Consider the following 22,427-nt stretch of genomic DNA (forward strand, 5'->3'; position numbering starts at 1 on the left):
ATCCTGTCTATTCTAAAGGAATTAGACAAAAGAAAAACTGTTTTTGCTGGAATTAATTTGAATTTTTATCAAAATTCACGCCAAGCAGGGTTTTGTTCGGCTCGCCGGCGATTTCGCGCGCCAGTTTCGGCACTAAGTAACCGGAACTGATTTTTTGTAATTCGCGATAAATCGCCAGTGCCTGTTGATCGTCAAGATAGAAATGCGCCGCACCTTGTACTTTGTCGAGCAAATGCAAGTAATACGGCAAAATACCGGCGGCGAAGAGTTTATCGCTTAAGGTTTTCAGCACGGTGGCGCTGTCGTTTACGCCTTTCAGCAACACCGATTGATTCAGCAGAGTGATGTTTGCCGCGCGCAAGTCGGCAAGGTAAGCCGCTAACGTGTCGTCGATTTCATTGGGGTGGTTGATATGGGTCACTAACACCGCATTTAAACGTGATGTCGCCAAACGGCTACAAAGTTCGGGCGTAATCCGTTGCGGGATCACCACCGGCAAGCGGCTGTGAATCCGCACCGTTTTAATATGCACAATCGCCTCAAGTGCGGTCAGCAGCCAATCCAGTTCGTGATCTTTTGCCATCAGCGGATCGCCGCCGGAAAAAATCACTTCCTCGATTTGCGGATGCTGCGCAATATAATCAAGTGCGGTCTGCCAATTTTGTTTATTGCCTTTGTTGTCTTGATACGGAAAATGGCGGCGGAAACAGTAGCGACAATTCACCGCACAACCGCCTTTCACCATCAGCAACACACGGTTATGGTATTTATGCAATAAGCTCGGTACCGCACTTTGCTGCTCCTCAAGCGGATCGGTGCTGAAGCCTTCCACCTGCAAAAACTCTTGCTGCGCCGACATCACTTGCAAAAATAGCGGATCGTGCGGATTGCCCTTTTCCATTTTATCGATAAACGGCTGCGGCACGCGTAGCGGAAACAGCCGCCGAGCGGCAATGTCTTGTTCAAACCGCACTTTGGGTAATTCCAATTGTTGTAACAGTTTTTCCGGGTCGTTAACCGCTTCGGCAAGGCAGCTCAGCCAATCGGGCTGTGGTTGATGAATTGGCACTTCTCTAAACGGGGGGTTTTGGGTTATCATACGCAAGTTTTATTAAAAATTTTACCTGAGCTTAATTCGATTTGGCTCACTTTTTTCAAGTAATGAGGACATTATGGCAACCTATTCTACCAGTGATTTCAAACCGGGTCTTAAATTTATGCAAGACGGCGAGCCTTGCGTAATCGTAGAAAACGAATTTGTGAAACCCGGCAAAGGTCAAGCGTTCACCCGCACCCGTATCCGCAAACTGATTTCCGGCAAAGTATTAGACGTGAACTTTAAATCAGGTGTAACCGTTGAAGCGGCAGACGTGATGGATACTAACCTGACTTTCTTATATAAAGATGAAGATTTCTGGCATTTCATGAACAACGAAACCTTTGAACAATTGTCAGCCGACGCTAAAGCGGTGGGCGACAACGACAAATGGTTGTTGGATCAAGCCGAGTGCATCGTCACACTGTGGAATGGCAGCCCGATTTCTGTCACACCACCGAACTTTGTTGAACTGGAAATCGTAGATACCGATCCGGGCTTGAAAGGTGACACCGCAGGAACAGGCGGCAAACCAGCCACGTTAAGCACCGGCGCAGTGGTGAAAGTGCCATTATTTGTGCAAATTGGTGAAGTGATCCGCGTTGACACCCGTTCAGGAGAATACGTTTCTCGCGTGAAATAATCGGATTTTACCCGAAGAAAAAATCGAGCCTGTGGCTCGATTTTTTGTTTATCGTCAATTATTTTTGCTTTTCTAATATCATAAATCGGCAATCATAGCGGTTGTTGTCATCGGCTTGGCTGTATTCCTCCGACACCAATTTCCATTGGTTAAAATCAATCTGCGGAAAAAACGTATCGCCCTCAAGTGCGGTTTGAATTTCGGTTAAATACAGTTTATCTGCTAACGGCAGGCTTTGTTTAAACAGCTCGCCGCCGCCGATAATCATCACTTCCTCAACATCACGGCAGCGCTCAAGTGCGGTTGGCAGGCTGTCCGCCCATTGCACGCCGTGGTGTACGAACGGATTGCGCGATAACACGATATTGGTGCGGTTCGGCAACGGGCGACCGATCGATTCAAAAGTCTTGCGCCCCATAATCACCAGCCTATTCAAGGTGTTGCGCTTAAACCACGCTAAATCACGCGGCAAGTGCCACGGCATTTGGTTGTCTTTGCCGATCACGCGGTTTTGGGTGAACGCGACGATTAAGCTGATTTGCATGATGTCCCCTTAAAAATATCAGATCACCGGACGGCGGCGATAAAACAGCAAGCCCGGCAAGGCAAGCCCAAACGCCAAAGCGCCGAGAATAAATCCGGATTTCACAAAATTATCAACAGCTTGTTGAAATAGAGTTTCAGAATACCCGATATGATAAATCTGCACAACGGCAATCATCGCTTTATACGCAAACACCCCCGGAATCATAGGAATAATCGCCGCAACGGTGAACACTTTCGGGTGTGCCAGGTAGCGCTGGGATAAATAAACTCCAATAAAGCCAATCAGCGCGGCGGCGAAAAAGGTGGCGAACACCAGCGGCATATCGAACGCCAATAATAAGAGAGTGCGAAGCCCATGCCCGATTGCGCCGAGCAGGGCGCAATATTTCAGTGCATTTTGCGGCACATTAAACAGCAGCGCAAAGCCGACCGCCGGAATCGCGGCAAACACCATATCGTCGAGTAACGTGAGTAATAATCCCATCTCAACCCCCCATTGGCTGATGTTCAGTAAACTTAACGCAAACACAATCCCGATACAGGCGCCAAAGGTCAGCACCGTGGCAAGCGCCCAGCGCCCGATCCCCATATTGGTGTATCCCTTCAAAATATCCGACAACGCATTGATAAATGGAAAGCCGGGTACTAATAGCAACACACTGGAAGCAATCGCAATTTGCGGATCATTGCCGAGTGCAAAGCGTAGCGATAAGCCGGAAATACAGGTGGCGACAAACGCGGTGCAGGCAAAGACGATCATCGGATTATAGTGGCGCAGCGCCAGGGTTTGGCGCACGAACATCGCCACGCAAGCCGCAAGAAAAGTGATCAGGCAGATTAACGCGTCGCCGCCTGCTAAATGTGCGAAACTGGCGCATGACAGCCCGACCATTAGCAATACATAATAGCGATTATATTTTAACGGTTTGATATGGTAGAGTTTTTTGCGCACCACGGCGCTATCGTAAATGCGGTGTTCGGCGGCGATCACAATATGCTGCACTTCAGTGACAACGTGCATATTAATGCCTTGATCCTGATTGCGGCGGGCGGTAGTGATGCAATGCCCTTGATGCAGAGTGGTCAGCACCACCGCATTGGTGGTGAGCGCCACTTCGACGCTTTCCACCCCGAGCGCCTTGCCAAGCCGCGTTGCGATTTGGCTGACCAAGGTGCTCTCGGCGCCGTGTTGTAACAGTAAAAGTGCGGTATGCACGCAAAGCCGAGTAATTTCTTGTTGTTCCGCATGGCTCAAGGCGGAATCTGCTGTTGTCATAACGTCTCCGAATAAGGCTGAATCAGGCGCGCGCAAACGCAATTTTATTGCATGATTTTTCTGACGATTAATGGTAACGTAACATTCATTTTCATCTTTATTTTAGATCAAGAATTATGCAAAAAAACGCGCAATCCGAGTTAGTTGAAACTAAACAGCAAAAAACCATTGTGTTGAAATTCGGCACCAGTGTGCTGACCCAAGGCTCACCGAAACTGAATCGTCCGCATATGTTGAATATCGTGCGCCAATGCGCGCAGTTGCAGCAAGAGGGCTATCGGGTGGTGATCGTCACTTCCGGTGCAATGGCGGCGGGGCGGCACTATTTGAACCACCCGCAGTTGCCGCCAACCATCGCCTCAAAGCAGCTGTTGGCGGCGGTCGGGCAGAGCCAGTTGATTCGAACTTGGGAACAACTTTTTGAAATTTATGATATTTATATCGGGCAAATGCTGCTGACCCGTGCCGATGTGGAAGATCGCGAACGTTTTCTGAATGCGCGCGACACCTTAAACGCGCTGCTGGATAACCGAATTATTCCGATTATCAACGAGAATGACGCGGTGGCAACGGCGGAAATTAAAGTCGGCGATAACGATAATTTATCGGCGCTGGCGGCGATTTTAGCCAATGCCGATCAGCTGTACCTGCTGACCGATCAGCAAGGGCTGTTCGACAGCGATCCGCGTGCGAACCCGAATGCGAAGCTAATTCCGTGTGTGGATAAGATTACTGATCATATCCGCGCCATTGCCGGCGGCAGTGTTTCCGGTTTGGGAACCGGTGGCATGAGCACCAAAATCACCGCCGCCGACATCGCTACCCGTTCCGGGATTGAAACCATCATCGCCCCCGGCAGCGCACACAATGTGATTGTCGATCTGGCGCACGGCGAAGCGATCGGCACTAAATTCAACGCGTTGCTTTCGCCATTGCAAAGTCGCAAACAGTGGCTGTTTGCCGCACCGTCGGCGGGCGTGCTGCTGGTGGATAGCGGGGCGGAAAGTGCGGTTTTAGAAAAACACCGCTCGCTGCTGCCAGCAGGCATCGTGCGGATCGAAGGGCGTTTCTCGCGCGGTGAAGTGGTGCGGATTCGCACGCAGCAAGGCAAAGACATTGCGATCGGGGTCGCGAGTTATAACAGCGACGCGCTGGAGCTGATCAAAGGCAAAAAATCTGCTGAGATTGCCGCCACCTTGGGCTATGAGTACGGCTCGGTGGCGATTCATCGCGACGATTTGGTTGTGCTGTAACCTCTAAACGGATAGGGATTTATCCATAATCAAAAAAACAAAGTGCGGTTCGGGCGCAACCGCACTTGGTGTAATTTCAGAGCAAATTAAGGTGTAATGATGACAATCGATCTTATTGAAATGGGCAAAAAAGCCAAACAGGCAGCGTTTGTGTTGGCGCAACTCTCCACGGCAGAAAAAAATCAGGCGCTGCAAGTTATTGCCGAGCAACTGGAAGCCAGAGAAAGCGAGATTTTAGCGGCGAATGCACAGGATATTGCCGCCGCCGAAGCACAAGGCATCAGTCCGGCGATTATTGATCGCCTACTGCTCACGCCGGAACGGCTGCGCGGCATTGCCAATGATGTGCGTCATGTGATTTCGCTGGCGGATCCGGTCGGCAAATTGATCGACGGCGGCACGCTCGACAGCGGTTTGTCGATTCAGCGCGTGCGGGTGCCGTTGGGCGTGGTGGCAACGATTTATGAAGCCCGTCCGAATGTTACCATTGATGTCGCCTCATTATGCTTAAAAACCGGCAATGCCGTGATTTTGCGCGGCGGCAAAGAGACACGACACACCAACCAAGTGCTACTGCAAGTGGTACAAGGCGCCTTGCAACAAGCGAACTTGCCAGCCGAGGCGGTGCAGGCGATTATCGATCCTGAGCGCACTTTGGTGATGCAACTGCTGAAGCTGGATCGTTATGTCGACATGATCATTCCGCGTGGCGGCGCAGGGGTGCACCAACTGTGTAAAGAAAATTCCACCATTCCGGTGATTGTCGGCGGCATCGGCATTTGCCATATTTTCGTCGAGCAAAGTGCGGATCTGCAACGTGCGCTGACGCTGATTGACAACGCCAAAACCCAGCGCCCGAGCGCCTGTAACTCGCTGGAAACTTTATTGCTGCAACGCAGCATTGCCGAACAGTTTATTCCGCAATTGGTGAAGCAGTTAGCCGATAAAAAGGTGCATTACTTCGCCGATCCGCAAGCATTGCCGCTGTTACAGCAAGCGGGCGCGGAGGCAAGTGCGGTCGGTGATGAGCAGTTGCGGCGTGAAGCGCTGTGTAACGATGTGAATGTGGTGGTGGTTGATGATATTGATCACGCGATTTCGCATATTCGGGAATACGGCAGCCACCATTCCGACGGCATTCTGACCGAATCCCAAGCGTTGGCGCGCCAGTTCGTCAATCAAGTGGATTCTGCAACCGTTTACGTTAACGCCAGCACCCGTTTCACCGACGGCGCACAATTCGGCTTAGGCGCAGAAGTGGCGGTCAGCACCCAAAAACTGCACGCTCGCGGCCCAATGGGATTAGAAGCACTCACAACTTATAAATGGGTTTGTAGTGGGGATTATTTGAGTAGAAAATAAACGGCATATTAGATTTTATGCTAGACTGCTCAGTAAATTGTTACGGAGGTGGAGATATGAATTCGTCTTATAAACGCTACTTGAATGAAAAAGTGGCAAAAGGTAGAAAAGATATTGCGGAAAAGAAAACGGCATCATGGCAGGAAGCGGTAAATTTTGCTCGTCAGGCATTGCTGAATAATCATCAGCAAATTAAAAGATCTGCATAAGAGCGATCTTATTCGGGTTAGCTAAATTTGGTTTATTTTACAACCGCACTTCAAACACGCCTTTATTCGAATTCAAGTTAAAGCCCTGAGCCTGCCAAAAATCACGCTGGCTTTGGGCGGCTTCCACCACCAACAGATTGCTTTGGGTGAAGCTGACGAACTCGCGGCTTTTGCGCAGTAACTCACGCTGAATCTCTTGTTGATTTGGGATTTGGCTGACGAACAGATCAGTCAGCTGCCAGTAGCGTTGTAGCCTGAGTGAGGATAACCGCGGGTAAAGCTGCACAAAACCGACCGCTTGCTGATCATTCACTGCAATAAATACGATACTTTCGCTGAAACGGATCCGATTCGCCAGAAAGGCTAGCGATCTTTCCGGATTCTCACCCATGCCCTGCTCGCGGCGGTATTGCTCAAACAGGGGCAAAATGAGCTCAAGATTCCATAATTCAGCTTTAAATATCCGCATATCTGATTGCCTCTTAATCAATTATTGAGCGAATTGTAGCGTTTTTATAAGCAATAATCATCTGTTGTTAAAGAAAAAACGACAAAAAAGTAAAAATTCCAAAATTTTTTGAACGGAAAAAAGCAATTCCAAATAAGTTTTGTTATAGTGGGGAAAATTTTTATTAATTAACCAAGCGCCGATAGAATGCGCAAACAAGGAGAGAAAGATGGCACGTCGTCCTTTAGTGATGGGTAACTGGAAATTAAACGGCAGCAAAGCAATGACTCGCGAATTAATCGCCGGTCTGAAAGCGGAACTGGCAGAAGTGAAAGGCTGTGATGTTGCAATTGCGCCGCCGGTGATGTATCTGGCAGAAGCGGAAGCGGCATTGCAAGGCAGCAACATTGTGTTAGGTTCACAAAACGTGGACGTGAATGTTTCCGGCGCGTATACCGGTGATATTTCAACCGATATGCTGAAAGATTTCGGCGCAAAATACATTATTATCGGGCACTCCGAGCGCCGCACTTATCACAAAGAGTGTGATGAATTTGTCGCCAAAAAATTCGCAGCGTTAAAAGTAGCGGGTCTGATCCCAGTGTTGTGTATCGGTGAAACCGAAGCGGAAAACGAAGCGGGCGAAACCGAAGCGGTGTGCGCACGTCAAATTGATGCGGTGTTAAACAGCTTGGGTGCAGAAGCCTTCAACGGCGCGGTGATTGCCTATGAGCCGGTTTGGGCAATCGGTACCGGCAAATCCGCCACTCCTGCACAAGCACAAGCGGTGCACAAATTCATTCGTGATCACATCGCAAAACAAGATCAAGCGGTTGCGGATCAAGTGATTCTGCAATACGGCGGCTCAGTGAACGACGCGAATGCGGCAGAGCTATTCACGCAACCGGACATCGACGGCGCATTAGTCGGCGGCGCATCACTGAAAGCCGCAGCCTTTGCGGTGATTGTAAAAGCGGCGGAAAAAGCCAAAAACTAATTTTGCGTTAACCGCACTTTAAGCAAAAACCGAATCCTGTTCGCAGTGATTCGGTTTTTTTGTTACTTGGGCATAAGTGCGGTATCAATCCAAAAACACCGCACAACATTGTTTAAACTTTTTGCCTGAGCCGCAAACGCAAGGCTGCTTCATGCTGGGACGTGGGGTGGTTGGATCGAGGAAATACCAACGCTCACCAATCCGCACAAAGGTGGACAGCTCGTGGTGCTGTTTGCGTTCGTTGGCATGGCGAAAATAGGCATTAAATTCCACCTGTGCGTGTCTTTTACCGATTTTTGGAATGTGGTGTAAGATCGTTAATCCGCCCCATGCGGTGCTTGCGCTCCAACGTTGCATCGCGTCAATTTGCAACTGCGGTTGTTGTGCCGGCACGGTGGTTTGTACTAAGTAGTCGATTTGTTGCAACACATAAGCGGCATAACGTGAGCGCATCAATTGTTCTGCGCTGCTGGCAAAAGTGTTGGCTTGGTGTAAGGGCGCGCAACAATCGGCATACTGTTTGCCAGATTGACAAGGACAAAGTGAAACGGTTTCAAGCGTTATCGACATGATAAAAGGGAATATACTGATGAATGAATTGAGAGAAGAAAGATGAAATGGCGCATCCGAGAGGATTCGAACCTCTGACCGCTCGGTTCGTAGCCGAGTACTCTATCCAGCTGAGCTACGGATGCGTCGTTTTGATTTCATTAACCTGTCATTTATTCTTTTTACATTTTAATGAGAGTAAGCATTAAAATGGCGCATCCGAGAGGATTCGAACCTCTGACCGCTCGGTTCGTAGCCGAGTACTCTATCCAGCTGAGCTACGGATGCGCAGAACAAATGGCGGTGAGAGAGGGATTCGAACCCTCGATACAGTTTCCCGTATACACCCTTAGCAGGGGTGCGCCTTCAGCCTCTCGGCCATCTCACCGCAATCGGTTTGAGCGCACATGATACGGTTTTCGGAAAATATGTCAATTGCTTTTTTTGTTGAAACCGCACTTTTCATGCGAATCGCCATTCGTTTGCTTGATTTGCAAGCACTTTTGCCAAGCAAGGCTGCCAAAAATCAAACACGAATTAGCTTTTGCGCTTTAACATCGCTTTCAAATTGGAAACGTGATTGCTGGTTTTCAGTTCGATCTGCACTTCGGTTAATGGCGGTTTGTCGCGTTCCCATTGCAGATCATCTTGCGGCAGTTCCAATAAAAAACGGCTTGGCTCGGGGCGAATCAGTTCACCGTATTGGCGCCGTTCTTTGCATAGTGAAAAAGTGAGTTCTTGCTGTGCGCGGGTGATGCCGACATACGCCAAACGGCGCTCCTCTTCCACATTGTCTTCGTCAATGCTGGTTTGGTGCGGCAAAATGCCTTCCTCCATGCCGATCAAATACACATACGGAAATTCCAACCCTTTTGAGGCGTGTAGTGTCATCAATTGTACTTGATCACTTTCGTCGTCCTCTTCGCCGCGTTCCAGCATATCGCGCAGCGTGAGGCGGGTGACCACTTGGTTTAAGCTCATCGCGTCGTTATAGTCATCACCGCGCAGCATTTCGGCGACCCACTCAAACAGCGTTGCCACGTTTTTGCTCTGCATTTCCGCCTGTTTCGGACTGGTGGCGTGTTCAAACAAATACTCTTGATATTGCAGCGCGGAAAGCATCTCGCGCACCGCACTTTCAGCGTCGCTGCGAGTTGCCTGATCATTCAGTTCCACAATCCAGCGGGCAAAATTTTGCAACGCTTGATAGCCGCGTGGCGGCAGGCGTTGAATCAGCTCAAATTCAAAAATTGCCGCAAACAGACTGATATGTTTCTCTTGCGCCAACTGTCCCAGTTTTTCCAGCGTGGCAGTGCCGATTTCGCGCTTCGGGGTGTTCACGATCCGCAAAAAGGCGGCATCATCATCTTGGTTCACCGCTAAACGCAGATACGCCATCATATCTTTGATTTCTGCGCGCGAGAAAAATGAGGTGCCGCCTGAAATTTTGTACGGAATACGGTTTTGCATCAGCATTTTTTCCAACAAACGTGATTGATGGTTGCCACGGTATAAAATCGCATAATCACGGTAGCGGCTGCGGCGTAAGAAGCGGTGCGCCACTAGCTCAGCTACTACGCGCTCGACTTCATGCTCCTCGTTTTTGGCTTCAATAATATTCAGCTTTTCGCCTTGCCCTAAGTTGGAAAACAGCTTTTTCTCAAATACATGATCGTTGTTATCGATCAAAATATTGGCCGCATGCAAAATGCGTTCGGTGGAGCGGTAATTCTGTTCCAGTTTAATCACGTTCAGCATCGGGAAATCGTCGCGCAGGCGAATCATATTTTGCGGACGTGCGCCGCGCCACGAGTAAATCGATTGATCGTCATCGCCCACCACGGTAAAGCAGGCGCGCTCGCCGACCAACAGTTTAATCAATTCATATTGGCTGGTGTTGGTATCTTGGTATTCATCGACCAGCAGATAGCGGATCTTCTCCTGCCAGCGCAACCGCACTTCGGGGTATTGTTGAAACAGCAGCGTCGGCAGCATGATCAGATCGTCAAAATCCAATGCGTTATAGGAACGAACTTGGTTGTAATACTGCTCATAGCACAGCGCAAACAAAATCTCTTTCTGCCCGTCGGCAATCCCTTTCGCCCGTTCCGGTAAAATCAGATCGTTTTTCCAGTTGGAAATGGTATTCAGCAATTGATTCAGTAGATCTTTATCACCTTTCAGATATGGCTCGGTCAGATCTTTTAACAGGGCAAGTTGATCGTGTTGATCAAACAACGTGATATTCGATTTATAACCCAAATGCCGATATTCACGTTTGATGATATCAAAACCAAGGGTGTGGAACGTGGAGACAATCAGCCCTTTGCTCGCCTGTTTGCCAATCGAATGCGCTACCCGCTCTTTCATTTCACGCGCGGCTTTATTGGTGAACGTCACCGCCGCAATATTTTTCGGCTGATAACCGCACTTGTCGATTAGATGAGCGATTTTATTGATGATCACCCGTGTTTTGCCTGAACCTGCGCCCGCCAGCACAAGGCAAGGGCCATCGGCATATTCAACGGCATTTTGTTGTTGTGGATTGAGTTTCATGGTGCGTCCTGTGGCGAGGCTTGGGTTAACGCATAAGGCAAAAGTGCGGTATCGAGAATAAACGATAACGGCAAATCCAAAATCGGCAAGCCCCATTGCTGCGCCATGCGGTAATCATATTTCACCCCTGCATAGGCAGAGTAGGGCGTGCTTGGGTTAATCAGCGCTACAATCGTGCCGCAGCCACTCAATAGCCAGCCAAGTAAAAAAATAAAAAGCGGTTTATACATAACGTTCACGCCAAGAGAAATGTGGCGATTATAAAGAGAATTGCGGGGTAGGGGAAATGGTTTATTGTTGGGTTGTGCAGCTAATATTGCCCCGACAGAGGATAAATTGGAAGTCTATTTCCAATTTATCCCATTTCTCACCCAAATAGGAAATGGGCTTCCAATTAAGCTTAACATCGTCATTCATTACACTTTGCGATAAATATTCTCGAACGGCAGGCGGAAACGGTTTCCCCAGATGCCGCGTTGCGGTTCACGGATGCCGCAAACCACGATCATATTGATTTCCGCCCCTTTCGGTAACTTTAAAATCCGTTTTACCAAGCGGCTGTCGAAGCCCTCCAACGGGCAGGTGTCGTAGCCTTGTTCCGCCATGGCCAGCATAAAGGTTTGTGCCGCCAAGCCACAACTTTTGTGGGTGACGATGCGTAAGTCTGCTTCCGATACGGTGGTGGTGATCGGGCGGAATAAGCCGATGCTGTGGGCGATCAATTTGCGTAAAATTCCCAGCAAGCCGAAGCCACGGGCATATAAAAACGGCATTAACTTTCCGTAATAGCCGGTTAGTTTTTTTAACCGTTGGGCGTGTTGTTCCGCTGGCGTATTACGTTTCAGGTCGTCACTGACCGCACTTAGCACCGCTTGCGCCCGCTGGCGGTGTAAATCTTGTCTGGTGACAAACACCACCATTTGTCGGGCGGTGGTTGCCGCATTTTGGCTGAGGCAGGCGGTTGCCAGTTGATGAAGTGCGGTTTTATCGCAGATATGGTAAAACTCGTATAACTGCATATTTGAACTGCTTGGTGCGAGTTGCGCCAATTGTAGGCAGTGGCGTACTTTTTCGTCGTCAAGCGGTTGATCGCTATAATGGCGCACTGCACGGCGGTGTTGCAGGATGTCGCTTAAGTTCATGGAGTGTCCTTTCTGAACGGTGAATTTAAGATTATCTTACATCGGTTGGTGCCGGCGAACCAGTGGCTGAATTTAGTGAATTGGAGGGGTATTAGCCTACCTCTATAGCCTTTATTAGCCGTCTAAATGCCCTGACGATGACAGGCGATTGATTTTCTAGCAATTAATCGTATCTACCGCATCTTTTGCCAATTGACCGATTTCATCCCAGTTTTTGGCTTTAATTAATGCTTTATCCACAAACCAAGAACCACCGCAAGCCACTACATTGGGAATCGCCAGATAATCCTTAATATTATTCACACTAATGCCCCCGGTGGGCATAATTTGTAGATTGCCATAAGGACCAAGCAATGTCTTGATCATTTTCACTCCACCACTGGCCTCTGCCGGAAAAAATTTCACTGCGGTTAACCCCATATCCATCGCTGCATCAATAGACATAGGATCGTTGATTCCCGGTGTAATCGGCAAATCTAAATCTTGGCAAAGTTTGACAATCCGCGGATTCAATCCCGGTGTCACCACAAAATCCGCTCCCGCATTTTTTGCTTTGACAACTTGCTCTTGCGTCAGCACCGTACCGGCGGCAATAAGCATATCCGGATCCTGTTGACGGAGTAATTTAATCGCTTCTTCAGCGGCATCGGAACGAAAAGTAATTTCCGCCACCGGCAATCCGTTTTTGGAAAGCGTATCCATTAACGGAATAATATCTTCCGTATTATCCAAAGCGATCACCGGTACGAGTTTGATTTTACGCAGTTTTTCGACAATTTGTTCGGTTGTGTATTTCATTGGAATTCCTTACTTAAATTGATTAATAAAATGAGCGGTGGCTGATTTTTCAATAATCGCCCCTTTATGTTGAATAACCACACCGGCCACTTGATTGCCTTGCCGGCAACATATATCTAACGGTTTATTTCGCAAATATTCGTTGAGAAAACCAGCATTAAACGCATCACCGGCAGAGGTGGTATCTACCACGTTTTCCACCGGAATGGTCGTCACCCGCCGTTCAATATTTTCTATGCTATTGAAAATTGCACCGTTTTTACCGGATTTGACTATCACGTTGCTCACGCCCGCTTGTTTTAAACGTTTGATAGTGGCTTGTTCATCCGCATCCGCCCAAATAGCTTGTTCATCATCAAAAGTCACTAATGCCACGCTCACAATCGGCAAAAGTGCGGTGTAAATTTCTTGCGTTTTTTGCCGCGATTCCCACAAAGCCGGACGATAATTGCTATCAAAAGCAATTTCAACCCCTGATTTCGCCAGTTCCGCTAATTGCTTAAGCAACAATATACGATCACTATCTGGCAAAATTGCCAAAGAAATACCGCTTAAATAAATCATATCCATATTTTTTAGCTGCTGTAAAACTCGAGGATAATCATTATGTTGCAATAAATAACGAGCCGCCGATTGATTACGCCAATATAAGAACGTGCGTTCGCCTTGGGCATCAAGCTGGATCAAATACAGTCCGGGCTGACGTGTTTCATCACGCAATACTAACTCGGTATTAATGCCATCGGCTTGCCAATGAGCCATCATTCCCAAACTCAATTTATCCGAACCCATGGCAGAAACATAGTAAATTTCCACCGCACTTTTGGGCGTGGTGCGTGCTAAATAAGTCGCCGTATTTAAAGTATCGCCCCCATAGGTTTGCCACATTGAACCGAACGGCTCACCGTTCAGTTCAATCATACATTCACCGATAATTGCGAGTTTTTTCATAGTTATTTATCTCAAACTAATCCCATAATTTTAGGAATAAACATAGAAATTGAAGGTATGTATGTCACTAACATTAACACGACAAAAATTACTATAAAGAAAGGCACCAACATTTTTATTACATCTTCAATTTCAATATTAGCCACTTTACATCCAGTAAATAATATCGGTCCAACAGGTGGCGTAATCGTACCTAAAGATAAGTTAAATACCAACATTATTCCAAAATGAACAGGATCCATACCTAAATTCATGCAAATAGGTAAAAAGATAGGTGTAAAAATTAATACAGCTGGAGTTGGATCCATAAAAGTACCAATAAAAAGCAACACAATATTTATAATTAGCAATATTAAAATTGGATTATCTGTAATTGATAATAAACTATTTGCAATAATCGTTGGTAATTGAGTGAATGCCATAACCCAAGACATAATAGATGAAGTAGCTAACATAAAAATCACTATGGCAGACATCTTTGCCGTATCTAAAAAGATCTTAGGTAAACTTTTTGGAGATAGCGTTCTATAACAAAAGCTTAAAATTAATGCATATACAACAGCTATTGCGGATGCTTCCGTTGCCGTAAAAATACCACCTAAAATACCACCAATAACTATAACTATTAACGATAAACTAGGTATAGCATCAAATAAGACTTTCAGAATTTCTTTCATTGGCATCTTATTTTTTTGGATATAACCTTTTCTTTTAGCGATTATCCCTGCCACAAACATAACACTAATACCCCACAAAATACCTGGAATATAACCTGCCATAAATAAAGCTGAAACAGATACGCTACCTGCTACAGTTGCATAAACAATAAGAGTATTACTTGGGGGAATAAGCATACCGGTAGGAGCAGAAGCAATATTTACAGCAGCACTAAATCTAGGATCATAGCCTTCCTTTTTTTGTATTGGTGACATGATGCCACCTACGGCAGCCGCTGATGCAACACCAGATCCACTTATTGAACCAAATAACATATTTGATACTGTATTAGTTTGAGCTAAAGGCCCAGGAAAACAACCACTGACTATTTTTGACAGATTAATTAATCTTAAAGCTATTCCTCCGCTATTCATAATATTCCCAGCTAAAATAAAAAAGGGAATAGCAAGTAACGCAAAAGAATCTAAACCAACAAAAATACGTTGCGATGATGTTATAATTGCTCCTGAAAATGGAAGGATTACTAACATGGATAAAAATGATGAAATGCCAACACTAATACTAATAGGCGTTCCTATAATTAGAAAAAATATCGTCCCTATTAACATAACAAAAGCAGCAATAGTTGCTGTGTCCATAATAAATCTCCTCTATAATTATAGATCTTTTAATTTATGCAACAACATGATTTCATTATAAATAAAATAGAACAGCATAATTACTCCTGATATGGGTATAGCCATATAAACTACTCCAATAGGTAATTGTAAAGATGAGTCCATTTGTAACATTTGCCGTGTTGTAATACTATATCCGCCAAGAATCATAATGGCAGAGGAAAATATTACAATTATTAGTTCAGAAAACATATCAAGATATATTTGTATTTTTTTAGGTAGCTTGAGTTTAACGAATGAAATAGACATATGCTCTCTTAATCCAAAAACATATGCCCCTCCAAATAAAATAAGCCAAATAAATAAATATCTAGACAATATTTCACTAATAGCACTGGGATTATCAAAAATATATCTTGTGACAACTTGATAGGTGACTAGAATACACATTAAAAAAACTATTAATATACATAAATATTCCATAATTTTATCAATGATATTCTTAATATATAAAAGCATGATTCCTCCTTAATATAAATACAGAGCATTATGAAAATGCTCTGTACTAATATGGTTTTTACATTAAAGAAATGATTTTATCATATAATGATTTTTGTGATTCAGTCTTAATTAAATCACTTTGTAGTTGTTTACAACTATCTTGAAAAGGTTTTATATCAACATCTAAGAAGCTTGCTCCTTTATCTTTTGCAAATTGCTCTGCTACAACAACCTGCTCTCTCCATAGGTCATATTCTTTATCAATACTCTCTTTAACCAATTTTTTTAATGTTGCTTGATCATTTTGAGGCATAGAAGATAAAAAATGTTCACTAATAACTAAAAGATCCGGTACCATTAAATGTTTTGTTCTAGAAAAATATGGAGCAACTTCATATTGTTTTAAGTCCATATATGTAATTTCATTATTTTCTGCACCATCTAAAACGCCTTGTTGTATGGCGGTATAAACTTCACCTTGATTCATTGGAACACCAGCCCCCCCCATACAAGATAGCATTTTCACCATAGTATCAGATTGCATCACTCTAATTTTCTCTCCCTTCAGATCTTTCATTGAAGAAACTGGTGATTTTTTTGTATATATACTTCTAGCTCCTGCGGTATATGCACCTAAAACTTCAAATCCAAAGTTTTTAGTTGATGCAAATAATTCATCAAGAATATTTCCTGTAAACACTTTTTCTTGATGTTCTAATGAATTATAAATATAAGGTAATGCAATAACAGAGAAATTCTTATCATAATTCTCTACTAATGGGTTTGCTACAATAGCCATTTGAATAGCTCCATTTTGAACTAATTCTAATGACGCTCTTTGGGCTCCTAAAAGTTCATTTGGATAAATATTTAGTTTATATCTTCCATCAGTTTCTTTTGACAGGTTTTCACTCAAATACTGTAATGCCTTGTATTGTGGGTGTTTATCAGACTGATTAAAAGCGACCTTTAATTCAGTTGCTGCATTCACAGATAATGTAAAACATAAGCCTGTCGCAATAATTATTGACTTGAGTGAGCTAGTTAATTTTTTATTAAACATAGTGATCTCCTTATTTAGGTAATATTGATAGATTATTTAATTTCATCCATATTGATAAAATCCATATCATCATAAGTTTGATTTTCTCCTGCCATCCCCCAAACAAAACTGTAATTTTGTGTACCGCATCCAGAATGAATAGACCAACTCGGTGAGAACACAGCCTGTTTTTCTCGCATAATTATATGTCTAGTTTCTGACGGCTCTCCCATAAAATGGAATACAACTTGAGAAGGTTTAATATTAAAATACAAATAAATTTCCATTCGTCTAACATGTGTATGAGGAGGCATTGTATTCCAAACGCTGCCTGGCTCCAGATGAGTAACGCCTAAGCAGAGCTGGCAAGTCCGAACAACTTCGGGATGAAGGTATTGATAAATAACTCTTGCATTCGCATTTTCTTGAGAACCTAATTTCACTATTCGTGCATCATTCTTTTTGATGAGTTTACTTTCATATTTATGATGTGCGGGTACACTTAAGCAGTATAAAAAACAGTCCTCAGATTCATTTAATGATGAGAACTCAATAGATTCTGTTTCTTTAGATAAATATAAGGCATCTAAAGGTTCTAAAATAAAACTTCCACCTTTATATTTTATCTCTGCTTTCCCCCCTAAATTTACAATTCCTAATTCTCTACGCTCAAGAAAATAATCTGTGCCAAACTGTTTTTTATCTATAAAATCATCTAATTTTAAAGTATTTGTACTTGGCATAGCTCCAATTGCAACTAATCTATCTATGTGACTATAAACAACTTTTACAGAGTCTTTCTCAAATAAGGTTGAGCATAGATATTCTTCTCTAAGTCTATCTGTATCATAATGTTTAGAGTCGTTGGGGTGAATATTGTGATAAACTTTCATTATTTCCTCCTATAATTAAGCCTAAATTATCTAGCTAACCAACCACCATCAACAGCAATTGTATAACCATTAATATAATCTGCTGCAGATGATGCTAAGAATACACAAGGACCACCGACATCATTAGGTGTTCCCCATCGCCCTGCAGGAATGCGATCTAAAATTTCTTTGCTACGCTCCATGTCAGCTCTTAATGCTGAAGTGTTATTTGTGGCCATATATCCAGGAGCGATTGCATTAATATTTATATTAAATTTTGCCCATTCATTAGCCATCGCTCTAGTAATTCCCATTACCGCACTTTTAGATGCTGTGTATGATGGAACTCTAATACCGCCTTGAAAAGATAGCATTGAAGCTATATTGATAATTTTTCCTCCTGTACCTTGGAGAATAAACTGTTTTGCTACTGCTTGAGAAAAGAAAAATACTGTTTTAAGATTGATATTGATAACATCATCCCAATTTTGTTCTGTAAATTCGATAGCGTCTTCACGTCGAATAATTCCTGCATTATTGACTAATATATCTATGCTCCTAAATACTGATAATGCTTTGTCGATTACAAGAGATATATTGTCTTGGATCATTAAATTGGCCTCTACATTAATAAATTTTTGCCCTAAAGACTCAATCATACTTCTTGTTTCACTTGGCTCAACAAGGTTAACACCTACAATATTACATCCAGCCTTTGCTAGGGCAACTGCCATTCCTTGACCTAAGCCTGTATCACATCCTGTAACAATCGCTGTTTTTCCTGTTAAATCAAAAATACTCATAATTACTCTCCTGTGATTAGTGGTTATTAAATCAGTTTATATCATTTGATATGCGTACAGTACCACTTGTAAAACCCAAGGTCAAACAAATAAAACATTTTCCCATAAAAAAAGAAACGCAGTTTCATTTGAGAGTGGTGGTTATTTCATTATTTTTGAGTTAGACTGTGGTGGTAGCTAGTTTCGGTGTCCTAACTGGGTGATAAAATTACGAAAATCAATGAGAAAACATTGTGCTAAGAAGAGCATTTAGTACTGAGTTTAAAGCTGAAGTTGTAAAATTAATCACCGAGTGTAGCTATTCGATATGTTGCTTTGAGGTGGAAAGGGCAGAAAGACACAGAGCTTCGGGCACTGGCAAGTGCAGTATTTAGGCTTCGTAGGCTGAAAGGGATTTTTACCGAGTTGTATCAGATTTGCATATTATGATCATTAACGTCTACACTGCATCAATTAAGGCTTACCGACAAAGATACGGGCAATCCCTTGTCTGGAGATCTCGAATTAGTAGAGCACTACAAACTATATGAAAATAGTATAACCTGTTTGTTTATGAGGGAGCGTTAACAATGAATCAACTTGAATCAGTATCATCAGTGCTTAAAGTATTTGCTATATTAGAAATATTAGCTGAACAAAAAGATATTGGAATAACAGATCTAGCTAAAAAGCTGATGATGCCCAAAAGCACAGCTTATCGTTTTTTACAAACTATGATAAATTTAGGTTATGTAAAACAAGAAGAAAGTGATAAATATAGCTTAACATTAAAACTGTTTGAAATTGGAGCTAAAGCCTTAGAATATATAGACTTAATTGCTTTGGCAGATACGGAAATGTCATATATATCTAAAGAAACTAATGAAACAATACATTTAGGTATATTAGACCAGGATGAGATTATTTATCTTCATAAAATAGATTCAACATATAACTTACGTATGCATTCAAGGATAGGTCGAAAAAATCCATCATATAGTACCGCTTTAGGAAAAATTCTTCTTTCCGACTATAGTGATACAGTTATTAGAGATATATTGAAAGAAACTACTTTTATTTCTTATACAAGCAACACTAGAAAAAATATAGATGAGTTATTAAGCGAACTATCCTATGTCCGAAAAAAGCACTATGCTGAAGATAATGAAGAGCAAGAACCTGGTTTAAAGTGCATTGCTGTGCCTATCTATAATCGTTTGGGTCACATTATTGCCGGTATTTCTATATCACTCCCGATAATTCGCTTTAAAGAGGAGCATTTTCCAATTTTGATAAAACTGTTAAAACAAGCTGGGAAAAATATATCTGAAAAATTAGGATATTATGACTACCCAAGCTTTATGTAAATTGTCAGATCAAGTCTGTTCTTCTACACAAAAGAAAAAGGCTTGGAAAATTCCAAGCCTTTTATTGATTGAGCAAATGCCTTGCGGATTAGTTCAAACGCTCTTTGATACGTGCAGACTTACCACTACGCTCACGCAAGTAGTACAGTTTCGCTTTGCGAACCGCACCTTTACGTTTCACGCTGATGCTGTCGATCACCGGTGAATGAGTTTGGAATGTACGCTCAACACCCACACCGTTTGAAATTTTACGCAATGTAAATGCAGAATGCAGGCCGCGGTTACGAATTGCGATAACCACGCCTTCGAACGCCTGCAGACGTTTTTTACTACCTTCAACAACCCATACTTTCACTTCCAATGTGTCACCAGGACGGAAGCTCGGTACGTCTTGTTTCAATTGTTCTTGTTCAAGTTGTTTAATAATGTTACTCATAATAAATACCTTTTATTCCTAGATGTAACTGAATCTTTACTCTTGCTGTTTGATGTGATCTAACAGCACTCTCTGTTCGTCAGTCAGAGCTAGGCTCTCTAATAGCTCAGGTCGGCGCGTCCAAGTGCGGTGCAATGACTGTGTTAACCGCCATTTGCGTATTTCCGCATGGTTGCCCGACATCAATACCGGTGGCACAGCCACACCGTCTAACACTTCCGGGCGGGTATAATGCGGGCAATCCAGTAAGCCGTCGGCAAAAGAATCTTCTTCTGCGGAGGCTTGTTTGCCCAATACCCCGGGAATAAAGCGTGCAACGGCGTCAATTAACGTCATTGCGGGCAGTTCCCCGCCAGTGAGGACATAATCACCCACTGACCACTCTTCATCAACTTCCGCTTCAATTAAGCGTTCGTCAATGCCCTCATAGCGACCGCAAACTAAAATCAGTTTTTGGTGTTGCGACAACTGTTGCACGCCATGTTGATCGAGTTTTCGCCCTTGCGGTGAAAGATAAATCACTTTCACCGCATCACCTGCTACCGCACTTGCGGCTTGTTTGGCTGCTTGAATGGCATCACGCAACGGTTGCACCATCATCAGCATGCCTGGTCCACCGCCGTAAGGGCGGTCGTCTACCGTGTCGTGCCTGTCATGTGTGAAATCTCGCGGATTCCAGCACTGCACTTGCAGCAGGTTGTGTTTTACGGCACGTCCTGTTACCCCGAATTCAGTGATTGCTTTAAACATTTCAGGGAAAAGACTAATAATCCCAATCCACATATGATTACCTATGCTAAAAATGTTACCGCCAAAGCGCTCACGTTATGCCTGAGGTTAGAAACCAGCGTCCCAATCCACTTCAATAGTCTTTGTGGCGAGATCGACTCTTTTAACTACTGTTTGTTCAAGATACGGGATTAACCGCTCTTGTTTGCCGAAAGCATCGTTCAGATTGGCTTTCACCACGAACACGTCGTTCGAACCGGTTTCCATCATGTCACTGACTTCGCCCAATTGGTACCCTTGCAGGTTGACGACTTGGCAACCGATTAAATCGTGCCAGTAGTAGCCTTCGTCCAATTCGGGAAAATTGTCTGCGCTCACGCCAATTTCAACATTGGTCAGCGCTTGTGCTGCGTTGCGATCATCAACGTTTTTCAGTTTCACGATCAAATCGTTACTGTGATAACGCCAGCTTTCCAGTTCGGTTGGTTGCCATTGTCCTTTGATAAATAAATACCAAGGCTGATAATCGAAAATACTTTCGTGTTGTTCTGTCGATGAATAAATTCGCAACCAGCCGCGAATCCCGTAAGTTGAACCCAACTTGCCGACAATGCTGAAGTTTTGCGCGCTCATATTCACCTACTTATTTATTTGCTTAAAAAGCAGATTAAGCTGCTTTTTGCGCTTCTTTAACTAACGCAGATACGCGCTCAGATAAAGATGCACCTTTTTCGATCCAAGCGTTTACACGCTCTAAATCTAAACGTACACGTTCTGCATTACCAGAAGCAAGTGGGTTAAAGAAACCTACGCGTTCGATAAAACGACCGTCACGCGGGCTGCGGCTGTCCGCAACAACTACTTGATAAAATGGGCGTTTTTTTGCACCGCCACGAGATAAACGAATGGTTACCATAGCGTCCTCTAAAATGATAGTAAAAATAAAACCCTCGTTCGAGGTGAGGGTGTATGAACTTTTCATGGCAATACAGCCATAAAAAGTCGTCAGATTTTACTCTTTTCCGAGAGAAAAGCAAGTTAAAGTGCGGTCGACGGCGAAATTATCGGCACAGGATTTCGGCGGCAAGGGTTGCTAAATCCGTCGATTGATCTCTATAATGAGAACGATTATTGATAAGGTGTTTTTGACAATAAAGTGCGGTTTTGATGAAGTTGATTAAATGGGTTTATATTTTTCTAGGGTTTGTTTCGCTCGGATTAGGAATTGCCGGCATTCCGCTGCCGGTGTTGCCGACCACGCCGTTTCTGCTATTGGCGATGTATTTTTTCGGCAAAAGCTCCGAGCGGCTGCACGCATGGTTTATGCAGACCGAGCTGTATCATAAACACTTAAAAACCTTCGACCAACAGCGCGCGTTGAGCGCCAAAAGCAAAGGTTATATTTTACTGCTCTCCACCGTCATGATTGCGATCAGTTTCTATTTTATGCCGTCGATTTACGGGCGAATTTTCATTATTTTATTACTGCTGGTGGAGTACTGGTTTTTCTTTTTCTGGATCAAAACCCTGCCGCCGACAAAACAATAGCTTTTTCGACGATTTTTTAGCATACTTGG

Annotated in this window: 26 protein-coding genes, 3 tRNA genes and 1 pseudogene; 7 read left to right on the forward strand and 23 right to left on the reverse strand. The window is 43.9% G+C overall.

The annotated features are described in order from the left end of the window. Positions 1-52: 52 nt before the first annotated feature. Positions 53-1,105, reverse strand: a complete 1,053-nt coding sequence (epmB, locus tag ACUHGC_RS03900) for an EF-P beta-lysylation protein EpmB (RefSeq protein ID WP_446834352.1) — start codon at positions 1,103-1,105, stop codon at positions 53-55. Between the two features lie 67 nt (positions 1,106-1,172). On the opposite strand from epmB, the gene efp reads away from it, so the two are divergent. Next, a complete protein-coding gene (gene efp / locus ACUHGC_RS03905; RefSeq protein WP_446834353.1) occupies positions 1,173-1,739 on the forward strand; it encodes an elongation factor P in 567 nt (188 codons plus the stop codon). Positions 1,740-1,797: 58 nt separating this feature from the next. Here the strand turns inward: efp and folA are convergent, their stop codons facing one another. From folA to ACUHGC_RS03920, 3 genes and pseudogenes are all read right to left on the reverse strand, one after another. Then, positions 1,798-2,283 (reverse strand): type 3 dihydrofolate reductase, encoded by a 486-nt coding sequence (folA, locus tag ACUHGC_RS03910; RefSeq protein ID WP_446834354.1) that lies wholly within the window; start codon positions 2,281-2,283, stop codon positions 1,798-1,800. Between the two features lie 18 nt (positions 2,284-2,301). Then, positions 2,302-2,769 (reverse strand): threonine/serine exporter family protein, encoded by a 468-nt coding sequence (locus tag ACUHGC_RS03915; protein WP_446834831.1) that lies wholly within the window; start codon positions 2,767-2,769, stop codon positions 2,302-2,304. 6 nt (positions 2,770-2,775) lie between these two features. Then, positions 2,776-3,561 (reverse strand): annotated as a pseudogene (locus ACUHGC_RS03920) (threonine/serine ThrE exporter family protein); the annotation flags it as partial. 116 nt (positions 3,562-3,677) lie between these two features. Between ACUHGC_RS03920 and proB the strand changes: the two are divergent. The 3 genes from proB (at position 3,678) to ACUHGC_RS03935 (ending at position 6,385) form a co-directional block, all read left to right on the forward strand. Continuing rightward, positions 3,678-4,814 (forward strand): glutamate 5-kinase, encoded by a 1,137-nt coding sequence (proB, locus tag ACUHGC_RS03925; protein WP_446834355.1) that lies wholly within the window; start codon positions 3,678-3,680, stop codon positions 4,812-4,814. Positions 4,815-4,913: 99 nt separating this feature from the next. After that, positions 4,914-6,176, forward strand: coding sequence for a glutamate-5-semialdehyde dehydrogenase (gene proA / locus ACUHGC_RS03930; RefSeq protein WP_446834356.1), 1,263 nt, complete (start codon positions 4,914-4,916; stop codon positions 6,174-6,176). A 56-nt stretch (positions 6,177-6,232) separates the two neighbouring features. Continuing rightward, positions 6,233-6,385: a hypothetical protein gene (locus ACUHGC_RS03935; protein ID WP_446834357.1), complete on the forward strand. Its 153-nt coding sequence runs from the start codon at positions 6,233-6,235 to the stop codon at positions 6,383-6,385. A gap of 37 nt (positions 6,386-6,422) precedes the next feature. On the opposite strand, the gene ACUHGC_RS03940 is transcribed toward ACUHGC_RS03935, so the two are convergent. Beyond that, positions 6,423-6,854 carry a GNAT family N-acetyltransferase gene (locus tag ACUHGC_RS03940; RefSeq protein ID WP_446834358.1) on the reverse strand — a complete coding sequence of 144 codons (432 nt, stop codon included), beginning with the start codon at positions 6,852-6,854 and terminating at the stop codon, positions 6,423-6,425. A 208-nt stretch (positions 6,855-7,062) separates the two neighbouring features. On the opposite strand from ACUHGC_RS03940, the gene tpiA reads away from it, so the two are divergent. Further along, positions 7,063-7,830 carry a triose-phosphate isomerase gene (tpiA, locus tag ACUHGC_RS03945; protein WP_446834359.1) on the forward strand — a complete coding sequence of 256 codons (768 nt, stop codon included), beginning with the start codon at positions 7,063-7,065 and terminating at the stop codon, positions 7,828-7,830. Positions 7,831-7,914: 84 nt separating this feature from the next. On the opposite strand, the gene ACUHGC_RS03950 is transcribed toward tpiA, so the two are convergent. The 14 genes from ACUHGC_RS03950 to kduD form a co-directional block, all read right to left on the reverse strand. After that, positions 7,915-8,400 carry a YchJ family protein gene (locus ACUHGC_RS03950; protein WP_446834360.1) on the reverse strand — a complete coding sequence of 162 codons (486 nt, stop codon included), beginning with the start codon at positions 8,398-8,400 and terminating at the stop codon, positions 7,915-7,917. Between the two features lie 48 nt (positions 8,401-8,448). After that, positions 8,449-8,525, reverse strand: a tRNA-Arg gene (locus ACUHGC_RS03955). Positions 8,526-8,590: 65 nt separating this feature from the next. Beyond that, positions 8,591-8,667: transfer RNA gene (locus tag ACUHGC_RS03960), tRNA-Arg, on the reverse strand. A 10-nt stretch (positions 8,668-8,677) separates the two neighbouring features. Next, positions 8,678-8,767 (reverse strand) — tRNA-Ser (locus ACUHGC_RS03965). Between the two features lie 149 nt (positions 8,768-8,916). After that, complete coding sequence (gene rep, locus ACUHGC_RS03970; protein ID WP_446834361.1) at positions 8,917-10,935, reverse strand: DNA helicase Rep; 2,019 nt, start codon at positions 10,933-10,935, stop codon at positions 8,917-8,919. Continuing rightward, positions 10,932-11,165: a YceK/YidQ family lipoprotein gene (locus ACUHGC_RS03975; RefSeq protein ID WP_446834362.1), complete on the reverse strand. Its 234-nt coding sequence runs from the start codon at positions 11,163-11,165 to the stop codon at positions 10,932-10,934. The genes rep and ACUHGC_RS03975 overlap by 4 nt, the downstream gene beginning before the upstream one ends. A 186-nt stretch (positions 11,166-11,351) precedes the next feature. Then, on the reverse strand, positions 11,352-12,077 hold the full coding sequence (locus ACUHGC_RS03980) for a nitroreductase family protein (RefSeq protein ID WP_446834363.1): 726 nt from the start codon (positions 12,075-12,077) through the stop codon (positions 11,352-11,354). A 156-nt stretch (positions 12,078-12,233) separates the two neighbouring features. After that, positions 12,234-12,875, reverse strand: a complete 642-nt coding sequence (locus ACUHGC_RS03985; RefSeq protein WP_446834364.1) for a bifunctional 4-hydroxy-2-oxoglutarate aldolase/2-dehydro-3-deoxy-phosphogluconate aldolase — start codon at positions 12,873-12,875, stop codon at positions 12,234-12,236. 9 nt (positions 12,876-12,884) lie between these two features. Further along, complete coding sequence (locus tag ACUHGC_RS03990) at positions 12,885-13,826, reverse strand: sugar kinase (RefSeq protein ID WP_446834365.1); 942 nt, start codon at positions 13,824-13,826, stop codon at positions 12,885-12,887. An 11-nt stretch (positions 13,827-13,837) separates the two neighbouring features. Continuing rightward, complete coding sequence (locus tag ACUHGC_RS03995; RefSeq protein WP_446834366.1) at positions 13,838-15,142, reverse strand: TRAP transporter large permease; 1,305 nt, start codon at positions 15,140-15,142, stop codon at positions 13,838-13,840. Positions 15,143-15,160: 18 nt separating this feature from the next. Continuing rightward, positions 15,161-15,640, reverse strand: coding sequence for a TRAP transporter small permease (locus ACUHGC_RS04000; protein ID WP_446834367.1), 480 nt, complete (start codon positions 15,638-15,640; stop codon positions 15,161-15,163). A 58-nt stretch (positions 15,641-15,698) separates the two neighbouring features. Further along, positions 15,699-16,685, reverse strand: a complete 987-nt coding sequence (locus tag ACUHGC_RS04005; protein ID WP_446834368.1) for a TRAP transporter substrate-binding protein — start codon at positions 16,683-16,685, stop codon at positions 15,699-15,701. Positions 16,686-16,717: 32 nt separating this feature from the next. After that, the gene (gene kduI / locus ACUHGC_RS04010) at positions 16,718-17,557 is read right to left on the reverse strand and encodes a 5-dehydro-4-deoxy-D-glucuronate isomerase (RefSeq protein WP_446834369.1); all 840 of its coding nucleotides are present in this window, start codon (positions 17,555-17,557) and stop codon (positions 16,718-16,720) included. Between the two features lie 26 nt (positions 17,558-17,583). Continuing rightward, complete coding sequence (gene kduD, locus ACUHGC_RS04015; RefSeq protein WP_446834370.1) at positions 17,584-18,339, reverse strand: 2-dehydro-3-deoxy-D-gluconate 5-dehydrogenase KduD; 756 nt, start codon at positions 18,337-18,339, stop codon at positions 17,584-17,586. A gap of 569 nt (positions 18,340-18,908) precedes the next feature. Here kduD and kdgR point away from each other — a divergent pair. After that, positions 18,909-19,685 (forward strand): DNA-binding transcriptional regulator KdgR, encoded by a 777-nt coding sequence (gene kdgR / locus ACUHGC_RS04020; RefSeq protein WP_446834371.1) that lies wholly within the window; start codon positions 18,909-18,911, stop codon positions 19,683-19,685. A gap of 88 nt (positions 19,686-19,773) precedes the next feature. Here the strand turns inward: kdgR and rplS are convergent, their stop codons facing one another. From rplS to rpsP, 4 genes are read right to left on the reverse strand one after another with little or no spacing between them, the layout of a single operon-like run. Beyond that, on the reverse strand, positions 19,774-20,121 hold the full coding sequence (rplS, locus tag ACUHGC_RS04025) for a 50S ribosomal protein L19 (protein ID WP_084256716.1): 348 nt from the start codon (positions 20,119-20,121) through the stop codon (positions 19,774-19,776). Between the two features lie 36 nt (positions 20,122-20,157). Next, a complete protein-coding gene (trmD, locus tag ACUHGC_RS04030; protein WP_446834372.1) occupies positions 20,158-20,904 on the reverse strand; it encodes a tRNA (guanosine(37)-N1)-methyltransferase TrmD in 747 nt (248 codons plus the stop codon). 54 nt (positions 20,905-20,958) lie between these two features. Next, entirely contained in the window at positions 20,959-21,483 is a 525-nt protein-coding gene (gene rimM / locus ACUHGC_RS04035) for a ribosome maturation factor RimM (protein ID WP_446834373.1), read from the reverse strand. A 34-nt stretch (positions 21,484-21,517) separates the two neighbouring features. Further along, positions 21,518-21,766 (reverse strand): 30S ribosomal protein S16, encoded by a 249-nt coding sequence (gene rpsP, locus ACUHGC_RS04040; RefSeq protein ID WP_446834832.1) that lies wholly within the window; start codon positions 21,764-21,766, stop codon positions 21,518-21,520. Positions 21,767-22,026: 260 nt separating this feature from the next. On the opposite strand from rpsP, the gene ACUHGC_RS04045 reads away from it, so the two are divergent. Further along, complete coding sequence (locus ACUHGC_RS04045) at positions 22,027-22,398, forward strand: YbaN family protein (RefSeq protein ID WP_446834833.1); 372 nt, start codon at positions 22,027-22,029, stop codon at positions 22,396-22,398. Positions 22,399-22,427 lie beyond the last annotated feature (29 nt).

It is taken from the genome of Testudinibacter sp. P27/CKL/0425, assembly GCF_052931395.1.